22 protein-coding genes are annotated in these 20,867 nt (G+C 38.4%); 8 read left to right on the top strand and 14 right to left on the bottom strand.

Going from position 1 to position 20,867, the window contains the following annotated elements; all coding sequences use genetic code 11:
* The first annotated feature begins 399 nt into the window (after nucleotides 1–399).
* Nucleotides 400–1,620 (top strand): ammonium transporter, encoded by a 1,221-nt coding sequence (locus R3X26_RS07950; protein ID WP_317716697.1) that lies wholly within the window; start codon nucleotides 400–402, stop codon nucleotides 1,618–1,620.
* Nucleotides 1,621–1,969: 349 nt separating this feature from the next.
* Entirely contained in the window at nucleotides 1,970–2,692 is a 723-nt protein-coding gene (cobB, locus tag R3X26_RS07955) for a Sir2 family NAD+-dependent deacetylase (protein ID WP_317716698.1), read from the top strand.
* Between the two features lie 123 nt (nucleotides 2,693–2,815).
* Here the strand turns inward: cobB and R3X26_RS07960 are convergent, their stop codons facing one another.
* From R3X26_RS07960 to potA, 4 genes are all read right to left on the bottom strand, one after another.
* Nucleotides 2,816–3,871: an extracellular solute-binding protein gene (locus tag R3X26_RS07960; RefSeq protein ID WP_317716699.1), complete on the bottom strand. Its 1,056-nt coding sequence runs from the start codon at nucleotides 3,869–3,871 to the stop codon at nucleotides 2,816–2,818.
* A 110-nt stretch (nucleotides 3,872–3,981) separates the two neighbouring features.
* A complete protein-coding gene (potC, locus tag R3X26_RS07965) occupies nucleotides 3,982–4,779 on the bottom strand; it encodes a spermidine/putrescine ABC transporter permease PotC (RefSeq protein ID WP_317716700.1) in 798 nt (265 codons plus the stop codon).
* The gene (gene potB, locus R3X26_RS07970) at nucleotides 4,779–5,636 is read right to left on the bottom strand and encodes a spermidine/putrescine ABC transporter permease PotB (protein ID WP_317716701.1); all 858 of its coding nucleotides are present in this window, start codon (nucleotides 5,634–5,636) and stop codon (nucleotides 4,779–4,781) included. The genes potC and potB overlap by 1 nt, the downstream gene beginning before the upstream one ends.
* A complete protein-coding gene (potA, locus tag R3X26_RS07975; RefSeq protein WP_317716702.1) occupies nucleotides 5,620–6,735 on the bottom strand; it encodes a spermidine/putrescine ABC transporter ATP-binding protein PotA in 1,116 nt (371 codons plus the stop codon). The genes potB and potA overlap by 17 nt, the downstream gene beginning before the upstream one ends.
* 279 nt (nucleotides 6,736–7,014) lie before the next feature.
* Between potA and R3X26_RS07980 the strand changes: the two genes are divergently transcribed.
* The 4 genes from R3X26_RS07980 to ttcA all read left to right on the top strand — a co-directional run bounded on the left by R3X26_RS07980 (nucleotide 7,015) and on the right by ttcA (nucleotide 10,396).
* A complete protein-coding gene (locus R3X26_RS07980) occupies nucleotides 7,015–7,863 on the top strand; it encodes a hypothetical protein (protein WP_317716704.1) in 849 nt (282 codons plus the stop codon).
* A complete protein-coding gene (locus R3X26_RS07985; RefSeq protein WP_317716706.1) occupies nucleotides 7,856–8,638 on the top strand; it encodes a glucosaminidase domain-containing protein in 783 nt (260 codons plus the stop codon). The genes R3X26_RS07980 and R3X26_RS07985 overlap by 8 nt, the downstream gene beginning before the upstream one ends.
* A 10-nt stretch (nucleotides 8,639–8,648) precedes the next feature.
* Nucleotides 8,649–9,311 carry a DUF2987 domain-containing protein gene (locus R3X26_RS07990; protein ID WP_317716708.1) on the top strand — a complete coding sequence of 221 codons (663 nt, stop codon included), beginning with the start codon at nucleotides 8,649–8,651 and terminating at the stop codon, nucleotides 9,309–9,311.
* 176 nt (nucleotides 9,312–9,487) lie between these two features.
* A complete protein-coding gene (gene ttcA, locus R3X26_RS07995; protein WP_317716709.1) occupies nucleotides 9,488–10,396 on the top strand; it encodes a tRNA 2-thiocytidine(32) synthetase TtcA in 909 nt (302 codons plus the stop codon).
* 133 nt (nucleotides 10,397–10,529) lie between these two features.
* Here the strand turns inward: ttcA and uspE are convergent, their stop codons facing one another.
* The 10 genes from uspE to ccoN all read right to left on the bottom strand — a co-directional run bounded on the left by uspE (nucleotide 10,530) and on the right by ccoN (nucleotide 19,567).
* Nucleotides 10,530–11,477 carry a universal stress protein UspE gene (gene uspE / locus R3X26_RS08000; RefSeq protein ID WP_317716710.1) on the bottom strand — a complete coding sequence of 316 codons (948 nt, stop codon included), beginning with the start codon at nucleotides 11,475–11,477 and terminating at the stop codon, nucleotides 10,530–10,532.
* Between the two features lie 199 nt (nucleotides 11,478–11,676).
* Nucleotides 11,677–12,426: an FNR family transcription factor gene (locus R3X26_RS08005; protein ID WP_317716711.1), complete on the bottom strand. Its 750-nt coding sequence runs from the start codon at nucleotides 12,424–12,426 to the stop codon at nucleotides 11,677–11,679.
* A 100-nt stretch (nucleotides 12,427–12,526) separates the two neighbouring features.
* Nucleotides 12,527–13,201 (bottom strand): sulfite exporter TauE/SafE family protein, encoded by a 675-nt coding sequence (locus tag R3X26_RS08010; protein WP_317716713.1) that lies wholly within the window; start codon nucleotides 13,199–13,201, stop codon nucleotides 12,527–12,529.
* Nucleotides 13,188–13,358, bottom strand: a complete 171-nt coding sequence (gene ccoS / locus R3X26_RS08015; RefSeq protein ID WP_317716715.1) for a cbb3-type cytochrome oxidase assembly protein CcoS — start codon at nucleotides 13,356–13,358, stop codon at nucleotides 13,188–13,190. Before ccoS ends, R3X26_RS08010 begins: the two co-directional genes overlap by 14 nt.
* Entirely contained in the window at nucleotides 13,351–15,720 is a 2,370-nt protein-coding gene (locus R3X26_RS08020; protein ID WP_317716717.1) for a heavy metal translocating P-type ATPase, read from the bottom strand. The genes ccoS and R3X26_RS08020 overlap by 8 nt, the downstream gene beginning before the upstream one ends.
* 16 nt (nucleotides 15,721–15,736) lie before the next feature.
* A complete protein-coding gene (locus tag R3X26_RS08025; RefSeq protein ID WP_317716718.1) occupies nucleotides 15,737–16,216 on the bottom strand; it encodes a FixH family protein in 480 nt (159 codons plus the stop codon).
* Nucleotides 16,217–16,343: 127 nt separating this feature from the next.
* Complete coding sequence (gene ccoP, locus R3X26_RS08030; protein WP_317716719.1) at nucleotides 16,344–17,318, bottom strand: cytochrome-c oxidase, cbb3-type subunit III; 975 nt, start codon at nucleotides 17,316–17,318, stop codon at nucleotides 16,344–16,346.
* Nucleotides 17,318–17,494 (bottom strand): cbb3-type cytochrome c oxidase subunit 3, encoded by a 177-nt coding sequence (locus R3X26_RS08035; RefSeq protein WP_317716720.1) that lies wholly within the window; start codon nucleotides 17,492–17,494, stop codon nucleotides 17,318–17,320. Before R3X26_RS08035 ends, ccoP begins: the two co-directional genes overlap by 1 nt.
* Nucleotides 17,495–17,506: 12 nt before the next feature.
* The gene (ccoO, locus tag R3X26_RS08040; RefSeq protein ID WP_317716721.1) at nucleotides 17,507–18,127 is read right to left on the bottom strand and encodes a cytochrome-c oxidase, cbb3-type subunit II; all 621 of its coding nucleotides are present in this window, start codon (nucleotides 18,125–18,127) and stop codon (nucleotides 17,507–17,509) included.
* Nucleotides 18,128–18,139: 12 nt separating this feature from the next.
* Complete coding sequence (gene ccoN / locus R3X26_RS08045) at nucleotides 18,140–19,567, bottom strand: cytochrome-c oxidase, cbb3-type subunit I (protein WP_317716723.1); 1,428 nt, start codon at nucleotides 19,565–19,567, stop codon at nucleotides 18,140–18,142.
* 247 nt (nucleotides 19,568–19,814) lie between these two features.
* On the opposite strand from ccoN, the gene R3X26_RS08050 reads away from it, so the two are divergent.
* A complete protein-coding gene (locus R3X26_RS08050; protein ID WP_317716725.1) occupies nucleotides 19,815–20,186 on the top strand; it encodes a hypothetical protein in 372 nt (123 codons plus the stop codon).
* Nucleotides 20,187–20,356: 170 nt separating this feature from the next.
* Nucleotides 20,357–20,692 carry a PBPRA1643 family SWIM/SEC-C metal-binding motif protein gene (locus R3X26_RS08055; protein ID WP_317716727.1) on the top strand — a complete coding sequence of 112 codons (336 nt, stop codon included), beginning with the start codon at nucleotides 20,357–20,359 and terminating at the stop codon, nucleotides 20,690–20,692.
* Nucleotides 20,693–20,867: the final 175 nt, after the last annotated feature.

Genomic DNA, 20,867 nt, shown 5'->3' on the forward strand with positions numbered 1-20,867 from the left:
ACAAGGTGAATGTATCAACTAATCAAGCACCTGTTGGATACATGCTTGGTTTGTAAAACGTTCATATTATAACATAAAACCTTGCCGATACTGATTTGGTCGAATGGTTTGATAATGATTTTAGTGCATAGTGACCATGCTGGTTGAGTTTAATATGGTGCGCTTAGCACTAACATGGGGCAATACGACTTGTGGCGTTTTTGGGATTTTTCTATTGAATTGTTTATATTTATCGTAATAACAGATGGTTATGAAAGATACTTGTTTCTCTGAAGTTTTGTGTTTACTGGCGTATATATTGCTTAAAAGGACAAGCGAATAACAATGCTGACCTGTTTTGGTTAGATCTTAAATAATAAGCACAAATACAGTGCAAATACACACGGAGTAGTATTTAGAATGAGTATTTCTACTAGCGAAGTTCATGGCGCAGTTCAAATGTTAACTCAAAGCTCGGACACCTTGTTTCTACTTTTAGGCGCAATAATGGTGTTTCTTATGCACGCAGGTTTTGCTTTTTTAGAGGTCGGAACGGTGCGTAAAAAGAACCAAGTGAATGCATTAGTCAAGATTTTAGCTGACTTTGGCGTTTCAGGACTTGCTTACTTTTTTATTGGGTATTGGGTCGCGTATGATGCAAATTTCTTTGCTAGTGCATCAACGTTATCGGCAGGTAATGGTTATGAACTTGTTAAGTTTTTTTTCCTATTAACATTTGCTGCTGCTATTCCTGCTATTGTTTCTGGCGGTATTGCAGAACGCGCACGTTTCTATCCTATTTTACTTGCAACATTTTTCACCGTCGGTTTTGTTTATCCCTTTTTTGAAGGAATGATTTGGAATGGAAACTATGGAGTGCAATCTTGGTTCGAAACAAATTTTGGTGTTGGTTTCCATGACTTTGCTGGTTCTGTGGTTGTTCATGGTGTTGGTGGCTGGATAGCTTTAGTGGCGGTGATGTTTTTAGGTATGCGTAAAGGACGTGTACGTGCCGGAAAACATACCAACTTTGCTCCTTCGAATATACCTTTTTTGGCTCTAGGTGCTTGGATTCTTTCCGTGGGTTGGTTTGGGTTTAACGTTATGTCGGCTCAGACTCTGAATGGAATAAGTGGTTTAGTTGCGATGAATTCATTGATGGCAATGGTAGGTGGGATTATTGTAGCGTTAATTGTTGGTAAAAATGACCCAGGTTTTATCCATAATGGACCGCTGGCGGGCTTGGTAGCTGTGTGTGCTGGTTCTGATTTAATGCATCCAATTGGCGCTTTGGTCACAGGTGCTATTGCCGGAGGTTCATTTGTTTGGTTATTTACCTTTTTACAAAATAAGACCAAGATCGATGACGTTTTAGGTGTTTGGCCTCTGCATGGCGTTTGTGGGGTATGGGGTGGTATTGCTGCAGGTATATTTGGTCAAACTGCACTTGGCGGTCTAGGTGGTGTGAGTTTTACCGTGCAAGTGCTCGGTTCAATTTTAGGCGTTGCAGTTGCTTTGATTGGTGCTGGTGTTGTCTATGGTATTTTAAATCAGTTCTTAGGACTTCGTTTATCAGAAGAAGATGAGTTTAAAGGCGCAGATTTAGCCATTCATAAAATAAGTTCAGTAAATGAAGATTAAGGCTTTAGGCTATTTTTACACTTTATAGCAGCCAATGTAACTAAACTTATAAATATCATTTGTCTCATCAAAAACGGCACTAGTGCCGTTTTTTTGCGCACGTCTCTATCTATCTGTTTGATTGCTGTCTTCGACCATAGTCTATAACCCTTTAACTATCAGTGGTATTCCCTTAATGCTAGACTTTACAGCATAACCTGAATACTCGATGACTTAATAAGCTTGTCGGTACAGATCTTTAAGCACCCAACGTTGCTGGAAACTCTCTATATTTAAATGCGAAGGGTTATAGGTTTTGTTGTTCGCAGTTTAGGTTAAACCGACAAGTTGTAAGGCAGAAGGAATTGAAATGTTATTTCCATATAAAAATATCGTTATATTAACTGGTGCTGGTATTTCAGCTGAATCAGGCATACAGACTTTTAGAGCGCAAGATGGGCTTTGGGAAAATCACAAAATAGAAGATGTTGCTACACCAGAAGGTTTTCATGCCAATCCAGATTTGGTGCAGACATTTTATAATGAGAGACGTAAGAAATTACAAAATGAAGATATCAAGCCTAATCCTGCTCACATTGCACTGGGTAAACTAGAAGCAGAATTAAATGGTAAAGTCACGATCGTGACACAAAATATTGATAATCTTCATGAACGAGGTGGAACAAAAAATATCATTCATATGCATGGTGAACTGCTTAAAGCTCGTTGTTCAGAATCGGGTCAAGTCGTGGAGCAGAAAGGCGATATTGTCACCGGGGATTTATGTCATTGTTGTCAAATTCCGGTGCAAATGCGACCACATATTGTTTGGTTTGGCGAGATGCCGTTGCGAATGGGCGATATCTATTCAGCACTAGAAGAAGCGGATTTGTTTATTTCTATTGGGACGTCAGGCGTTGTATACCCTGCTGCTGGTTTTGTGCATGACGCTAAAATGCATGGTGCGCATACCATCGAAATAAATCTTGAACCGTCAGCTGTTGAAAGTGAATTTGCAGAAAAAAGAATTGGTAAGGCGAGTGTAGAAGTCGTGAAGCTCGTCAATGAATTGTTACAACATCAGGTCGCTTAAACATTAGTGTAAAAAATCTAGCTGGATAAATATTATTAATGGACAATTCTTCCCCTAAATATCCGGTGTCTAACCTGAATCAGTACAAGAGCATAAAGCTATTTGTACTGATTCAAACCACAATTATTGCTCTATTTTTAGTTTTTGGAAGTATTCTTCGTAAAGCACACTTGCTTCACCAACTTCATCTTGCCAATAACCCGAATCCATAATTGCTTGCGGTGGGAAAATGTTTTCATCTTGAACAAATTCTTTCGGCAATAAAGGATAGGCAGCTTCAACTGGAGTTGGATAGCCAATTTCTAACGCAATTTTTGCAGCGTTTTCAGGACGCAACAAAAAATCGATCATTTTATGCGCGGCTTCTATATTTTTTGCTCCAGATGGAATTGAAAGGCTATCCATCCAAAAAATCGCGCCTTTTTCTGGCCAAATTATTTCAATATTTGCGCCTTCTTGTCTTGCACTATAAGCTGAACCGTTCCAAAGCATGCCAACCGCTGTTTCACCGGCTAAATAAGGGTTAGCCGGATAATCTGAATTAAACACCAAAACGTTTGGCATTAGTTTCTTCAGTTCGTTATAGGCCGCTTTAATTTCATCTGGGTTGGTGGTGTTAGGTGAGTAACCAAGCTTTACCAACGCAATGTGGAAGAACTCTCGAGAGTCATCCATCATCATTAGCTGTCCTTCCCATTTAGGATCCCAGAAATCATTCCAACTAGTGATTGAATTTGAGTCCATCATATCGGTGTTGATGCCGATACCCGTTGCTCCCCAAATATATGGAATAGAGTAATCGTTATTTGGATCAAAAGATTTATTCAGGTAATTGGTGTCAATGCCTTTGAAATTAGATAACTTGCTTTTATCTATCTTAGATAGCATATTTTCTTTGCGCATTTTTGAGACAAAGTAGGTGGACGGTACAACTAAGTCGTAGCCTTCGCCTTGAGTCTTTAGTTTTGCGTACATAGTTTCATTCGATTCATAAGTCGAATAAAGTACCTTAATGCCAGTTTCTTTGGTGAACTCTTCAAGAATTGAATTTGGTATATATTCAGACCAATTATAAAAATACAATTCATCTTCAGCGGCTGAAGCGCCTGTTGATAATGCCGCAGCAGCGAGTGTGACGGCGGTTAAAGTGCCTGAGAATATTGTTGACCAGTTTTTCATTGTGTTCCCAACTTTATTTATAAATTGATGCTCGAATGTAGCTCTTGCATGTATAAAGACATTTCGCGTGTATTAGATTTTAAAGCAAGCTTACGGGTTTGCAATTAAATTTATTTTCCATCTTGTTCAGTTTTTACTGCTGTTGTCTTATCTCTCAATATAAGTTGAGAAATGATAATAAGCACTAGTGATACAATTAACATTAACGTAGCTAAAGCATTAACTTCAGGAGAAATACCAACTTTCACCATTGAATAAATCTTTAGAGGTAATATCTCGTATGAAGGTCCAGTAACAAATGAACTGATGATGACATCATCTAATGAAAGGGTAAAACTCAATAGCCAGCCAGACATGACAGCGGGTTTGGCGAGCGGAAGGATGATTCTTTTCAAGATTATCCATTCATTTGCGCCAAGATCTTTTGCTGCTTCTAACATTTTTACATCAAAATCATTCAAACGGCTGTAGACGGTCACCACTACAAATGGCAAACAGAATGTAACATGTGCAATCAATAAAGTAGCAAAACCCAACTGGACGCCAATGACTAAAAATAACGCGAGTAGGGCGATCGCCATAACAATGTCGGGTGACATCATTACAACAAATAGCATACCGTTTACTAATCTTTTCCCTTGAAATTGATATCGAAACAGTGCGACTGCGGTTAAGCTACCGATGATCGTTGCGACTGTTGCGGAAAAAATGGCAATGTTTATAGAATGCACTGCCGCTTGCATTAAGCTGTCATTGTTGAATAGTGATTGATACCACTTGGACGTAATCCCTCCCCATTTCATACCAAATTTATTGTCGTTGAATGAGTTTGCTACCAGAACAATTATCGGTAAATAAAGAAAAAGATAGACTAAAGACATAAAACTAAAAGAAGCTACACGTTTCATTACTGCAACTCCACATTTCGGTTGAGCATTTTTCCAGCACGATAATAAATATAAAGCATCAACGCCATTGCTAATGTTAATGCAATACTTGTAGCTGAACCAAATGGCCAGTCTCGGCTGTTGAGTACCTGACTTTTAATTACATTTCCTATTAGTAGGTTTTTAGCGCCACCAAGCAAATCAGAAACATAGAACATGCCTAAAGCAGGTAATAATACTAGCAAACATCCTGCAATGATCCCCGGTAAAGTCAGCGGTAAGGTTATTCGAACAAAGCTTTGTAATTTGTTGGCACCTAAATCTCTAGCAGCTTCTAGATAAGTGTTATCCATTTTTTCTATTGCCGAGTACAACGGTAAAATCATAAATGGTAGGAGTACGTACACTAATCCAATCATCACAGCGGTTTCGGAATACATTATGCGTAACGGTTTATCGATTATATCTAAAGACAGTAGTGCTTTGTTTACGATACCTTGAGTTCCCAATACAATTTTTAAACCGTAGATTCTGATCAAAGAATTAGTCCAAAAAGGGATAATAATCAAAAATAGCATTACCGGACGCCAGTTAGTTGGCATTTTGGCTACAATATAGGCAAATGGATAACCAATGAGTAAACATAAAACCGTAGCAATACCGGCCATATAGAAAGAATGCGACAATACTTTGGCGTAAAGTGGATCAAACAACCGAACATAATTATCGAAAGTGAAAGTCATTTCGATGAGGTTCGATTCATGTCGAGTAAGGAAACTGGTTCCAATAATCATTATGTTTGGTAATAACACAAACAGTGTTAACCAACCAACAATTACCGTGATAATAGTGTTTTGTAGGTTAAATTTGCTGTTCATGCTTTAACACCACCTCCCAACTTTCGACCCAGGTTACCGCAACTTTTTGCCCTAAAGAGTGATCGACATCGGGGTCATCTTCATTAAAAAATTCACTTACCATCACTTTTTCACCAGATTCAAGTTGTACGAGAGAATCTAATGTCATGCCTTTATACGTGCGCTCAATGACGTGGCCGACTATGCCACTGCTCTCTGACTCTTTAATTTCTTCTAAGCGCAGATCTTCAGGCCGTAACAACACCAATAGTTCTTCATCCTCATGAAAGTCATCAGGATAAAATATAATTGATTCGGTACCTTCAAATTCTGCTAATACGCGTTTATGGTCTATTCGGCGAATAGGTTTAGCCTCAAAGACATTAATTTCACCGATAAACCGAGCCACAAAAAGGTTAGTGGGTTGTTCGTAAATTTCTTTTGGTGTTCCATCTTGCTCAATAACGCCATCTCGCATCACAATGATACGGTCTGACATAGATAAGGCTTCTTCTTGGTCATGGGTAACAAAAATGAACGTAATGCCAAGTTTGCGTTGTAGTTGTTTTAACTCTATTTGCATTTGTTTGCGTAATTTATAGTCTAATGCAGATAAAGATTCATCTAAAAGCAAAACCTTAGGCTTATTGACTACGGCTCTCGCTATCGCAATACGTTGTTGTTGGCCTCCAGAAAGTTGGTGAGGCTTTCGATAAGCCATATCTTCTAGTCGTACCATACGCAAGGCTTCTAGAACCCTAGGTTCTATTTCATTATCCGCTACTTTTTGCATCCGCAGCCCGAAGGCGACGTTCTCATACACACTCATATGAGGAAATAGCGCATAACTTTGAAATACCGTATTAACGGGGCGGTTTTCTGAAGGCTTATCTGTTACGTTGTCACCTTCAAGAAGTATATCGCCAGCATCCGCTTGTTCAAATCCAGCGATTAGGCGAAGTACGGTGGTTTTTCCACAACCAGAGGGGCCTAATATAGTCAAAAATTCGCCATGATTTACATCTAACGTCAATTGATTAATGATCTCTTTACCATCAAAGCTTTTTGAAATGTTTGATAATTGAACCACTGGTTTTGTTGAAGAAGTGTTCTGATTCAACGTTTTTCTTGCTCCATATCAGCGAAATAATGAGAATTAAGGTAAGATCGAATAATAGCTGCGAACCAATATAAATCAAACAAGTTTTGATATAATTAATAACAACAAAAGTGAATCTGCGGCTAATGCTTTAAGAGAGTATAGTTTTAGGTAAAATGCATGCTAGCAATAAACTAAAACAAGTTTGTGTTTTAAGATTGTAGTGTAATTCAGTATACTGCGCAGTATTAATGTATCAGCAAAGAGCAACTTGTTTATTAAACTTGCTCGGAATAAAAAATGACTAATAAGATTGAAAAAAATTTCACTTTAGGTGGTTCGCTAGAAACCGCTCTTTCAGGCCAATACGAATTAAAGACTATCGATGTTTTAAAAGAAGCATGGAAGCATACCGTGAAAAACTTTGTCGCATTTTTCCCTGCTATAATTATTTTATTAGTGGTCCAATTAGCGATTTTTTATGTTGCGTTGAAACTACAAATAAATGACTTGTCGGTTTTGTTAGATATGTTTCAAAACCCGGAAAGCTTCGACAGCAGTATTATTTCGGCCATATTTGTTGCTAATTTCAGTTATGAAGTGATTTCTGCACCGATATTTGCAGGAGTATCTCTTATGGCAATGAGCCATATAGCTGGCTTAAAGACTAAAACCAGCCATATAGTAAAAGGGCTTTCTTTTACTATTCCGTTGATAACGGCAACATTAATTAGTTTAGCGATACAGGGATTTGCAGGAATGTTAATTCCATTGCTATCTATGTATTTTTCTATTGCTTTTAGCAATGCCACTTTGCTTATTTGTGAAAAACACCTAACGCCTTTGAAATCTTTATTACTTTCGTTTCGTGCCGTGAATAAAAAAATATTTCCTCTGGTTAGCTTATATTTTATTGTCACTGCGTTATTGTTTTTGTCTGCTATTTTTTACGGTTTTCTATTGGTCATAACCTTACCATTTATGTTCCACGTTAAGGGTATTATCTATCGCAACATGTTTGGCATATCACTTAAAGTTATTTCGGTTAAATCAGGCGATAGCGATGACCAAAACGGTGACACAGCTGATCAGTATAATGAAAGTAATAAACAAAATAATGATAAAGAATCGGATGTTTTTGATGCGTAATTATTCTAAATTTTTGTATGCAGCCGCAGCGCTGCTAATGGTAGGTTTGGTGTTATTTATCAGTAGCGTGGTAAATAGAGATTCCACAAGTACTCATGTGTTAGGCGATGCTCCAGATTTTACGGCAATAACCGATGTAAATGACAAAAAAGCCAGCTTTTTTGACTATCTGACGCCAAGTATTGCAGCTGAAAATCAACGTGTTGAACAAGAAAGAGAGAAACTTATTGCGATAGAAAAAGCATTTCAAGCCGATAAGATTGACGGTTCTGATAAGAAGTATGCTGCTAAGATTGCAGATAAGTACAATGCGCCGCTACCTAAGGATGGCGTGACACAGATCTGGCTAGATGAAATGCTTATGAAAGTTAATGTGCTGCCAAAAGCACTAGTATTAACACAAGCCGCGAATGAGTCGGCTTGGGGAACATCTCGATTCGCTATTGAAGCGAATAACTATTTTGGTCAATGGTGCTACCAAGAAAACTGTGGCTTAGTTCCGTTAAAACGAGTGGAAGGGGCGACGCATGAAGTCGCCAAATTTTCGTCAGTAAGTGAATCAGTACACGGTTATTTTATGAATGTAAATCGTAACGCTGCATATGCAGATCTCCGTAAAATTAGAGCTCAACTGAGCGCTCAAGAAGAGGATTTATTAAGTCAAGCTACAGCGCACAAGCTTACTAAAGGATTATTACGCTACTCGGAACGAGGGCAAGACTATGTTAACGACCTGCAATCAATGATTCGCGCGAATGCGCAATACTGGAAATAATAAGTAAAGTATGAAAAAAAAATTAATTAGTTTAATGGTTTGTGCTATCAGTAGTGCGATATTCTCTTCAGCTAGTATTGCTCAAGAATATATGTTTACTTATTCTAAGTTGTATTCTCAACTAAAAAATAATGCTAAAGAAGGGCATGAAGATGTAAAAGTCGGCTTTTTCTTCGTCAATGCAGACGATAAATCGTTATGTGATATTGAAAAAGTTTGGATGGAAAAACAAGGTAAATACGAAGAGTTGTCGCCTGTTAATGGTAAAGAAGTGGTGGTTCCACTTGATAGCAATTTGAAATCAGCCAATCCTTTAGTATTTGTTAGAACACCGATGGACATGCGGTGTGATTTTTCGATGGTGGTGATGACTAAACAACCACTATCAGACAAAGTTTATTACCAAGATATAGAGAAGTTATTACCACAGATGCAAAGTATGTTAGAAGATCTTGGTGGTATGTTTGCCAGTTGGTTTACACCTGATGTTGAAGGATTGACACTGGAGTTTCCCAATAACACCTCAGGCAGTATAAGTTTTTCTAATGGGCTTGCGGTTGATATTGTTGAGCATAAGGCTCGTATCCGCCTGGCAGATTTAAAACCAGGTGAGTATATCGAGCTACCAGCAATGACTTCTCGAGTGTTACCTTGGTTACCAGCGGCTAAGTAACAATACATTGCCATTCCCACAGAAGTGATATTTCCTTTACTTTCTTTCGCCAAAGTTTATCTAGGTAAAGAAGGTTAAGGCAGTTTTCACTGCTATTAAAACAAAGTATAATCCGCGCCCAATAACCTATAAGTCAAATCTACATGTCGATAAAATTGGCATAATGAGAAATTGCAATGAACTCTATTGATACAAAAAAGCAAACTTTAGAATTTAACAAGTTACAAAAACGTTTGAGACGCAACGTTGGTAATGCCATTGTTGACTACAATATGATTGAAGAAAATGATGTTGTTATGGCCTGTATCAGTGGCGGTAAAGATTCATTTGCGATGCTGGATATCTTATTAAAACTAAAAGATTCTGCTCCTATAAAGTTTGATGTGATTGCAGTAAATTTAGATCAGAAACAACCGGGCTTTCCAGAACATATATTACCTGCTTATTTCGAAAAATTGAATATTCCTTATTATATTGTCGATAAAGATACATATTCTGTTGTTCAAGAAAAAATAGAAGAAGGTAAAACCACATGTGGATTGTGTTCTCGACTTCGTAGGGGGACTTTATATTCGTTTGCTGAGAAAATCGGCGCGACTAAAATTGCATTGGGTCATCACTTAGATGACATTGTAGAAACCATGTTTCTGAATATGTTTTATGGGGCACGTTTGAAAGCCATGCCCCCAAAGCTGAGATCAGACGATGGGCGCAATGTGGTTATTCGACCATTAACATACTGTAGAGAAAAAGATTTGATCCGCTATGCTGACCATAAAGCGTTCCCAATCATTCCTTGTAATTTGTGTGGCTCGCAAGAAAATCTGCAACGACAAAATATTAAAGCGATGTTGATTGAATGGGATAAGAAAACCCCAGGTCGTGTCGATAAGATATTTAAATCGATCCAAAACATCAGCCCAAGCCAACTGGCTGATAGAGCGTTATTTGATTTCGAAAATTTGCCATTAGAAAGAGAAGGTGAACGAAAAGCATACGCGTTTGACGAAGCAGAAGTTTCATCTTCAAACCTCTCACCTGAAAATATTGATGAATCATTGTTTATCGATGTTTCTAATATATAGTGACCAATAGCAAACACTCCTTTTACTGATTAGCTGTAATGATTAATTATAAACATAATCGTAAAAGGAGTGTTGCTTCACTTGCTCGTTAAGTTTGTAAGGCTATTGCTTAACTCTACAACCAAATTTAATATCAAGATGACTGATTTGGATCAAGTGGGCTAATAAACCCATTCGGTTTAATCGCCAATACATCACAATTAATTTTATCGATCACTTGTTCGGCAGTGTTACCAATAAAGACTGCTGATATCCCTGTTCTACCGGCGGTACCAAGTATAACGAGACCCGCTTTTAATTCTTTTACTGCTGCTGGTATAACATCTTCAGGTAATCCTTGCTCTACTCGAGTAAAACTCTCATCTATACCGTGTTTTTGCCTTAGTGCTTTCATCTCTTTCAGATGATGTCCACGAACAGCATCGGTATAAGTACTAGGATCAAATTCCGGTAGCTCAATGGTTATGTTTGATGGTGTGACTGGATATGAGTTAACAAGATAAGGTTGTGCATCCAAACGGCCACATAAATTCAATAATTGTTGAACAATACAGTCATTCAACTCTAAGTGGATCGGGTTTTCTGAACCAACATGAACAGAGGCGATAACATTGCCATTCTCTGGCCATTCATGTTCTTTTACTAGTAATACAGGGCAGGGTGCTTTGCGTAACAAATGCCAATCGGTAGGAGTAAAGATGACCGATTCTAATATATCGTGCTTTCTTGTCGCTTTAATCAAAATATCATGTTTACCTTCAAATACCTCACCAATAATGGCCTCGTATGGTCGATTATGCCAAACTACTTTGACTTGAAAGTTAACGCTATCATCAATATATGGAGCGGCAACTTCATGCATCCAAGTCACACGTTGTTGAACTACGCCTTTGCGCATTGCATTTCGTTCATCTATCGAGAGCATAGATGTCATTTCGTATGAGAAATCATATATTGAAAGGAAAAAAGTGATGTTACTTTTAGATTTACTTTTGCGTGCCAATTGCATCGCTCGAGCCAAGGCTGGCTGAGACTCGTTATTCACGTTTGCAACGACCAAGATTTGGTTATATATGCTCATAGCCATTCCCTTTTTTTGGATAAGAACCAAAGAGTTAATAATACTACTTTAAATATAGTCTATTTGAAGAAAAATTGGAAAAAAGAGATGTAAGGAGTTTGAAAAATTAGAGTGGTGTTTGAGAAATTAAATGTAGCTTTGACATTCAAAGCTACATTTATGTAGAAAAACTTATCGTTAAATACGCAGTTATCAGATTTTATTCGTCAGAAGAAATGCCAGCAAGTATTTTTAACTCTTGATGATCGAGAATAGTAATGTATTTACCCTTTACACTGAGGATCTCAGATTTTTGGAAACGACCTAGCAAGCGGCTGATGGTTTCTACAGTTAAACCAAGATAATTACCAATATCTCCACGCGTCATCGTTAAACGAAACTCACGTGGGCTAAAGCCTCGTTGAGAAAAACGAGTAGATAAATTATATAGGAAGGCCGCTAAGCGCTCTTCTGCATTTTTCTTCGACAATAGCAGAATCATGTCTTGATCGCCTTTTATCTCATTACTCATCAAACGCATTATCTGTTGACGAAGTTTAGGCATTTTTCCAGACAAGTCATCTAAAATATCATAAGGTATTTCACACACCATCGAGGTTTCTAATGCCTGAGCAAATGAAGGATGTTCACTGCACGTAATTGCATCAAACCCGACAAGATCACCTGCTAAATGAAAACCAGTAATTTGTTCATCACCTTGCTCTGTAATAGTGTAGCTTTTGATTGTTCCAGAACGAATAGCGTACAAGCATTTCAGATCATCACCAGCTTTAAAAAGCTCTTGCCCTTTTTGAATCGGTTTTTTGCGCTCTATGATTTGATCAAGCTGATCAAGCTCTGATTCATTTAAGGTAAATGGGATACATAGCTGAGAGATACTACAATCTTGACAGTGGATAGCACACCCACCGGACTGAATTCTTTTAGTTGCTGGTTTTTCTGAAATCATAATTTCCAAGTCACTAATTGATATACATCAATATTTTACCATTGCTAAAGCGTAAAGGATAGTTAAATAATTAATATTAAAATCAACAAACTATAGTATTTTATGTGAATAAGTTAATAGATTGGCTCAAAGTGTACATGCCATAACCGAGTAAGATTATGGCTCCTGATTGTCTAAATAATGGTGAGTTTTTTAACTTGTTTACGTAATTTGCTCCCAACCCTACAAGTAACATTGAAGGTAGTGTTCCAATACCAAATGCTGCCATGATTAAAGTGCCATTGAAAGCGCTGCCAGATACGGCAGCCCAAGTTAATGATGAGTAAACTAAGCCGCATGGTAGCCAACCCCACAATAAACCGAGTGGGAGAGCGTGTAACGGGGATGGCAATGGAAGTAGTGCTTTGGTGAAGGGTGAAATATATTTCCACAAATGTTGACCGAATTTTTCAACGTATAATAACCCGTGCCACCATTTACCAATATATAATGCAAGAATAATCATCACTAACGCTGACATTATTCTTAAGGCATTTAGAACCGAATAATTTTGCAATAAACTTGCTGCACTAGATATGGCGCCGCCCACTAATGCACCTGCAATCATGTAACTGGTAATGCGACCAGTGTTATACAATAGGGTGGTTAACGTTCTTTCACTTTTAGTTACGCTATTTAAGCTCATGACGGATGCGATACCCCCACACATACCGACACAATGTGCAGAACCTAAAAATCCGACGAGCAATGCAGCGATCCAATCATTTGTTAACATTTTTTTTCTTATCTAATTCGTCATCATCAAATAATATGTTTTGGCCTTGTCTTTCTAAGTCTTCAAATTGTTCACTTTTCACTGCCCACAAAAAGACGCCAACCGCGATAAAAACAAAAACAATGGCGATAGGTATTAGTATATAGAGACTACTCATCTTTTTTTAACAGCCTTAATGAATTGGTAACGACAATAATGGAGCTTGCAGACATGCCGACGACGGCGATATATGGAGCAACATTTCCTGTAACAGCAAGGGGCAGTATGAAGAGGTTATACCCCAAAGACCACAATAAGTTTTCTCTTATAATCTTACGAGCTTTCAAAGCCAGTTTTCTTGCAGTAAGGATTTTACTTAATTTATCTCCGAGTAATACAATATCTGCAGATGCTTTTGCCACATCAGTCCCGCCACCCATAGCAATAGATAAGTGAGCACCAGATAGAGTAGGAGCGTCATTAATACCATCTCCAACCATTAACGTTATTTGCTTTTCATCTAACGATCTTAAACATTTGAGTTTTTCGGACGGTGATGCATCAGCAATCACTGAATGAATCGCTAAATTTTTAGCAATAGGTTCGGCGTTAACTAAGCTATCGCCAGTTAATAGTGTGGTTTTTATTCCGAGTTGATTTAAGGTACTAATAAACGATTGGCTTTCCGGGCGAATAGGATCTGAATAACAAAACGTTGCAACATGGTTGCCATTAATAGATAGAAATACGGAAGAAGGAACAGCACGGCTATGGTCACCTAATACAAAGCGTGCATTACCTATACGGCACTCTTGGTCATTCCACTGGCCCTTAATGCCTGATCCTATAATATTTTTAACGTGTGAAACTTCTATTTTATTATCAGCATACTGTTTGAATGCATTGGCTATGGGATGATTGGCGTGCGTCTCTAAAGCCGCAGCAATCGCTCGACATAGTTTTTCATTGTAATCTGAAAATAACGCAACGTTGTCGATGACGATTTCACCTTTAGTCAAGGTGCCGGTTTTATCAATAACAAGGTGGTTTACTTTACAAAATGTCTCAATGACGTGAGATTTTCTGAGCAATAACCCTAAATCGCCCATTCTTGACGTTGCACAGGTGATCGCTGTGGGTGTGGCGAGAGACAAGGCGCAAGGGCAAGTTGCCACCAGAACAGATAACATAATCCAGAATGCGTCTTCTGGTTGATGTTGATGCCAATAGAACCAGGTTATCGAAGCTATGATTAGAATAACTGCGATAAAATATCTAGCAATTATGTCAGCCAATAAAGCTATTTTGGGTTTGGACATTTGTGCTTCATCCTGCAAGCGAACAATGTTCGCTAACATAGAGTCAGCTTTACTCGATGTGACTTCAAATTGAAACGCTTCATCGGTATTTATGCTACCAGCGTAGACGTTATCACCGACGGTTTTAACAATCGGAATTGATTCACCAGTTAACATTGACTCATTAACGTGAATTCGGCCTTTAAGGATAATTCCATCGGCCGGAATGTGTTCTCCCGGCAGTACTTTTACTTTGTCTCCAGGTTGTAAAACTCTAACTGGAACTTGGGTGCCGTCAATTTTTGTTGCCATTGCGGGAATCAGTTTTAATAGATTTGCGCTCGCGGCGGCGGCTTTGCGTCTTGCTCGCATCTCTAAAAATCTTCCCAGCAACAAAAAGAAAGTAAACATAGAAACTGATTCAAAAAAGACTTCGCCCTTTTCTTGTACTGTCGCGATGACGCTTGCGCTATACGCAAAAATTAACGCGATAGAGACGGGAACATCCATCCCTAATGTTTTGCCTTTGATACTTCTCCATGCATTGAGATAAAATGGCAAAGCAGAATAGATTAAAACGGGGGTTGCGAAGAGTAAACTAACTATTCTTAGGTACTGCTTAAACTCATCATCAAGGTCACCAAACACCTCGAAATATAATGCTACCGCTAACATCATTACCTGCATGGAAGCCAAACCTGCCACCCCTAGGCGGTACAGATATTGTTTCATGGACTGGTGAAAAAATGCTTCGTGAGCGTCGGCTTCGAAAGGGGCGGCTTTATAGCCAAGGTTGTGAATAGCAGACAATAAATCACTGAGTTTGGCCTTTGAATTATCCCAACTCAAAATAGCTCGGTTTGTTGTGGTGTTAACTCTAATCGAGTTCACGCCAGTTTTATCGCTAATTTGTTTCTCTATCAACCAAGCACATGCAGCACATGTTACGCCTTCTAATGACAGAGTGATCTCTGACGTATTGTTATCTTTCCGCACAAATTCTGACTGAACGTCTTCATTGTCATAATTTATAAGCGCTTTTAGTTGTTCTGGAACCAGTTCTGCTTTTTCCGCTTTTTCTGTTCTAAACTGATAATAACTTTCTAAACCACTGTCGATAATGGTTTGTGCTACGGCTTGGCAACCAGGACAACACATCGGCTGAGGTTTGCCCAATATTTCAACGATATAATTCGAGTCTACTGGTACATCTTCACCACAGTGGAAGCACGAAAGTGTCATATTAGATCTCAGATAATTAATTAGTTAATAGGGTTGCGGTTGCCGATGGGAATGAAACTTTCCCTTGTAATAACCATGTTTTGTTATGAGGTTCTACTTCTATAAACCACGGCCCGGCTAACTTATCTTGTAAAATTACTTTATATTGTCCTTTAGCGTTAGAACTTACTGTTTGGCTAAAATCTCGGTCGGCAAGTGTTCGGTGCGTAAAGGTTACCACTAACGCGGGGTAAACCTCTAAATCGCCTTTGTCAAATTGGATGGATATATTGTTTTGTTCAGAAACGACACTAGCGGATAGCCCTAACGATTGTGCGTATTTGATTTTTGACAAATCGATATTAATTCCTTTGCCTTTTTTATAGTAATCTTTAGCGACAAGGGAAACGGAATTTTTTGAAAAGATGGCTAAGGTTGTAAAACTCGCTACAACGACACATAACGGTAATGTGATTAGAAACCACGGCCAAAATTGTTTATACCAAGGTTTTATCATGAATATCTCTGCTGATTGTTTTAAAGATTGACTATCTCTAAGGCCACTTGTTGCTGTTTCAAAGACCAAAAGGGAATTTATTTTAAATAAAAATAGCCCCATAAATGGGGCTACAAATCATTATAGATTATTTTTCAGTATTACTTAAACTCCAAACATAAGAAGCGACAAGTTGTACTTTTTCTTCACCTAAAATATCTTTCCATGCTGGCATGACACCTTGACGACCATTAGTAACCGTTTCAGTTACCGCCGCACGGGAGTCTCCAAATAGCCAATCTTGGTCGGTTAAATCAGGAGCACCTAAAGCAGGGTTACCTTTACCATCTGTACCATGGCAAGCAGCACAAACGACAAAGCGTTGTTTACCCGCTGCAGCTTCTCTTGCATTCACTTTTCGGCCAGATAAACCTAAAGTATAAGTAACAACTTCTTTAACACCTTGTTCTCCTAAAGCGTCTCCCCAAGCAGGCATTGCACCAATTCGACCATTCATAATGGTTGTTAGGATAGCTTCAGGCTCACCACCATAAAGCCATGCTTTATCTGTTAGGTTAGGAAAGCCTATTTGACCTCGAGCATCCGAACCATGACATTGAGAACAGTTTTGCAAAAATAGACGTTGACCAACTTTAAGGGCTTCTGGATCGGCTGCTATTTCCGGTACAGGACGCAGTTCACCATTTGCACTATATGCAAGTTTATTAAATGCTTCGCCATAAAACGTGTTGGCTTCATCTAGAGCTCTAGCGTATTCATCTAATGTTTGATTAGCGTGCGCTTGAGCAATATATTGACGAGATTCTTCGACACTTTTTACTTGTTGGTTTGAGCTAGTCCAACCTAAAAGTCCTTTGAATGTTCCCAACCCAGGGAATAGAGCCAAATAAATAATGGTGAAAACAAAGGTCCCAATAAACAGAAAACTCCACCATTTAGGTAATGGGTTGTTCAGTTCTTTGATACCGTCATATTCATGTTCCATTTCGGCGCCTTCTTCAACGCCGACATTATTTTTCAAGGCCCAGCCTAAAACCACAGCACAAAAAACTAATGTCACGGCTGTGAGAACAATAATCCACGCACTCCAAAATGACGTCATTATTTGTTTACTCCTTTATTATTCTTATCGGCTGTTGTTGGTTCATCGGCAAACACCAAATTTGCATCTTCTTCAAAGCGACTTTTACGGTTCTTACCGAAAGCCCACCAAACAATACCAAAAAAGCTCACAAATAAAATTACTGTCCAGATGGAATGGAAAGTACCAATACTCATAATCATTCCTCCTTATTTCATCGCATGACCGAGAGATTGTAGATAGGCAATAAGCGCATCCATCTCGGTTTTGCCAACGACTTCAGATTTAGCATTTGCAATTTGTTCGTCAGTGTAAGGAACCCCAAATTGATCGCGGAACAGAGTTAACTTAGCTTGGATCAATTCTCCGTCTAACACATTTTCTGCCAACCAAGGGAAGCCAGGCATGTTAGATTCTGGAACTAATGCTCTTGGGTTAAGCAAATGCACTCGGTGCCATTCATCAGAATAACGTTGGCCAACGCGAGCTAGATCTGGGCCAGTACGTTTTGAACCCCATAAAAATGGGTGCTCCCAAACGCTTTCACCAGCAACGGAGTAGTGACCATAACGTTCTGTTTCCGCTCGAAATGGACGAATCATTTGGCTATGACAAACACTACAACCTTCACGAATATAAATATCGCGTCCTTCCATCTGCAAAGCAGTGTAAGGTTTTAGGTTATCTACAGGTTCGTTGACTTGCTTTTGAAAAAATAGTGGCACAATTTCCACTAAAGCACCGAAGCTAATAGCTACAATAATTAAAATCGCTAGCAAACCGACGTTACGTTCGACTAGATCATGGCGATTATTTGAGTTTGAACTCATTAATCAATCTCCTTATGCCGGTTGCTCGATAGCTTTAAGACTATCTTCAGGTGCAGTAATAGTTTTATAAGCGTTATAAGCTAACAAGAACATACCTGATAGGAAAATAAAGCCACCAATAAAACGAACGGTATAGAACGGATAGGATGCTTGAACAGACTCTACAAAACTGTAGGTTAGAGTACCATCCGCATTAACCGCTCTCCACATTAGACCTTGCATTACACCGGAAATCCACATTGCGACAATATAAAGAACCGTACCAATTGTTGCTAACCAGAAGTGAACGTTGATTAGGCTAACAGAATACATTCTTTCTTGTCCGAATAACTTAGGAATCAAGTGATAAACAGAACCAATAGAAACCATTGCAACCCAACCTAAAGCACCTGAATGTACGTGACCTACTGTCCAGTCGGTGTAGTGGGAGAGAGCATTAACAGTTTTAATTGCCATCATTGGGCCTTCGAAGGTCGACATACCGTAGAATGACAGTGAAACCACCATAAAGCGCAAGATAGGATCGTATCGAAGTTTATGCCAAGCACCAGATAACGTCATAATACCGTTGATCATACCACCCCATGAAGGAGCAAACAGCACAAGCGACATAACCATACCAAGTGATTGAGTCCAATCAGGTAGCGCAGTGTAATGAAGATGGTGAGGACCAGCCCAAATATAAAGTGATACCAGTGCCCAGAAGTGGACAATTGATAAACGATAAGAGTAAACAGGGCGTCCAGCTTGTTTAGGAACAAAATAATACATCATTCCCAAGAAGCCTGCGGTGAGTAAGAAACCTACAGCATTGTGACCATACCACCATTGGATCATTGCATCAGTTGCACCAGAGTAAACTGAGTAAGATTTACCCATAGATACAGGAATAGCTAAGCTATTTACTATGTGTAAAACCGCAACAGTTAGTATAAACGCACCGAAGAACCAGTTAGCAACATAAATATGCGATGTTTTGCGTTTAACAATCGTACCAAAAAATACGATAGCGTACGCAACCCAAACAACAGCAATCAAAATATCGATCGGCCATTCTAATTCTGCATATTCTTTACTGGTTGTATACCCTAAAGGAAGTGTGATGGCAGCGAGTAAAATTACAGTTTGCCACCCCCAGAAAGTGAAGGGTATAAGGAATCCTCCAAACAGGCGTGTTTGGCAGGTACGTTGTACAACATAATATGATGTTGCAAAAAGGGCGCTTGTACCAAACGCAAAAATAACAGCGTTGGTGTGCAGCGGGCGTAAACGACTGTAAGTTAACCACGGCGTATCAAAATTTAGCTGTGGCCAAACTAACTGAGCGGCAATCAATACACCTACAGACATACCAACAATTCCCCAAAGTATAGTAACTAGGGTAAATTGACGTACGACCTTGTAGTTATAGTTGTGCTCAAGTTGTTGTACTTGGCTCATTATATTTCTTCCAATGTTTAAGTGACTACTTTGCTTTTATGCGACTTTATGTCGTAATACATTCCAACCGCAATGAGAAACCGCCAATGTAACTAGTGGATCTATCAAAACACTGTTTGGAATGGTATTTTCACCCGACATGATAATTGAATTAACATTTCAATGACAACGATTTAACCTGCAATTTTTACATTGAGAGATTAATTCTTAGTAAAAGTTTGAAGTTTGTTACATGAGACTATAAAAAATGGCTGCAGAAAAATTAACTAAAGGGCGATTAGCTCAAATTTTATTTATGATGTTATTACTTGCGTCAGTTTTTACTTGGCGCAGTGTGACCTATTCAAATAACGAACGTTTCTGCGAAATTGAACAAAATTGCATCGTAGAATTTGGCAAGCACACCATCAGTACCATTTGGCAAAATTCTGAGCAAGAATACCATATTTCAATTCAGCCAGATAATAAAAATTGGACTATTGAACAGATTGACCACCAGGCTAACTTATCTGAAAAACAAGACTATTGGGTATTCAATACCAAGCATTATCCTGTTCGACTGAAATTGGTACAAACTGAGTCAAAAGGGTCACCCGTGTATTACCTCAATTATCGTTAAACTTAATCCATCGCAATGATTCATTTCATAAGTAATACTTGATTTTTTACAAGTAGTTAGCTTATGAAAATATAAATATGGATGAATTTAATCGTGATGATGACAATACTAATTTAGATTATCTACAATTAAGTTGTTAGTATGCGCGTTTTATAAAACTGAGAAATAGAATGTCAAAATTTTTTTATCGCGGTACACCTGATATCATGAGTGATTACGGCAAGAATGGTTACAATCCTAAAGCGACACTTAAGTTAGGTTCGAGTAATCGACCATTAGCGTTAGTTGTACCTAATCAAGCTCGCGAGGTAGAAGTAAAAAAATTGGTTGCTTTGCATAAACTCCATGCAAATATAGAAGTGGATAGCAGTGTAGAAGAAAATATTAAGGAACTAGACGTTGTTATAAATAAACCACAACCTCAGATATTTGCTAAAACACCAGAAAGAAATGCGCCTTGCTCATGTGGAAGTAACAAAAAATATAAAAAGTGTTGTGGTAAATGAGTATTAAGTCGCAAAATACACTATTGTCTAAAGAACTACAGACTGATTTTGTCACCCTGTCACTTTATAACCATTTAAAATATATAGCTAATTCCTCACATTATAAAAAATAAATGAATTATCGTATTTATAAATGTGCTGTTAACGAAAAACGCCTCATAGCTTCAATCAACAA

Source organism: Vibrio sp. TH_r3 (assembly GCF_033101115.1).
Classification (GTDB): Bacteria; Pseudomonadota; Gammaproteobacteria; order Enterobacterales; family Vibrionaceae; genus Vibrio.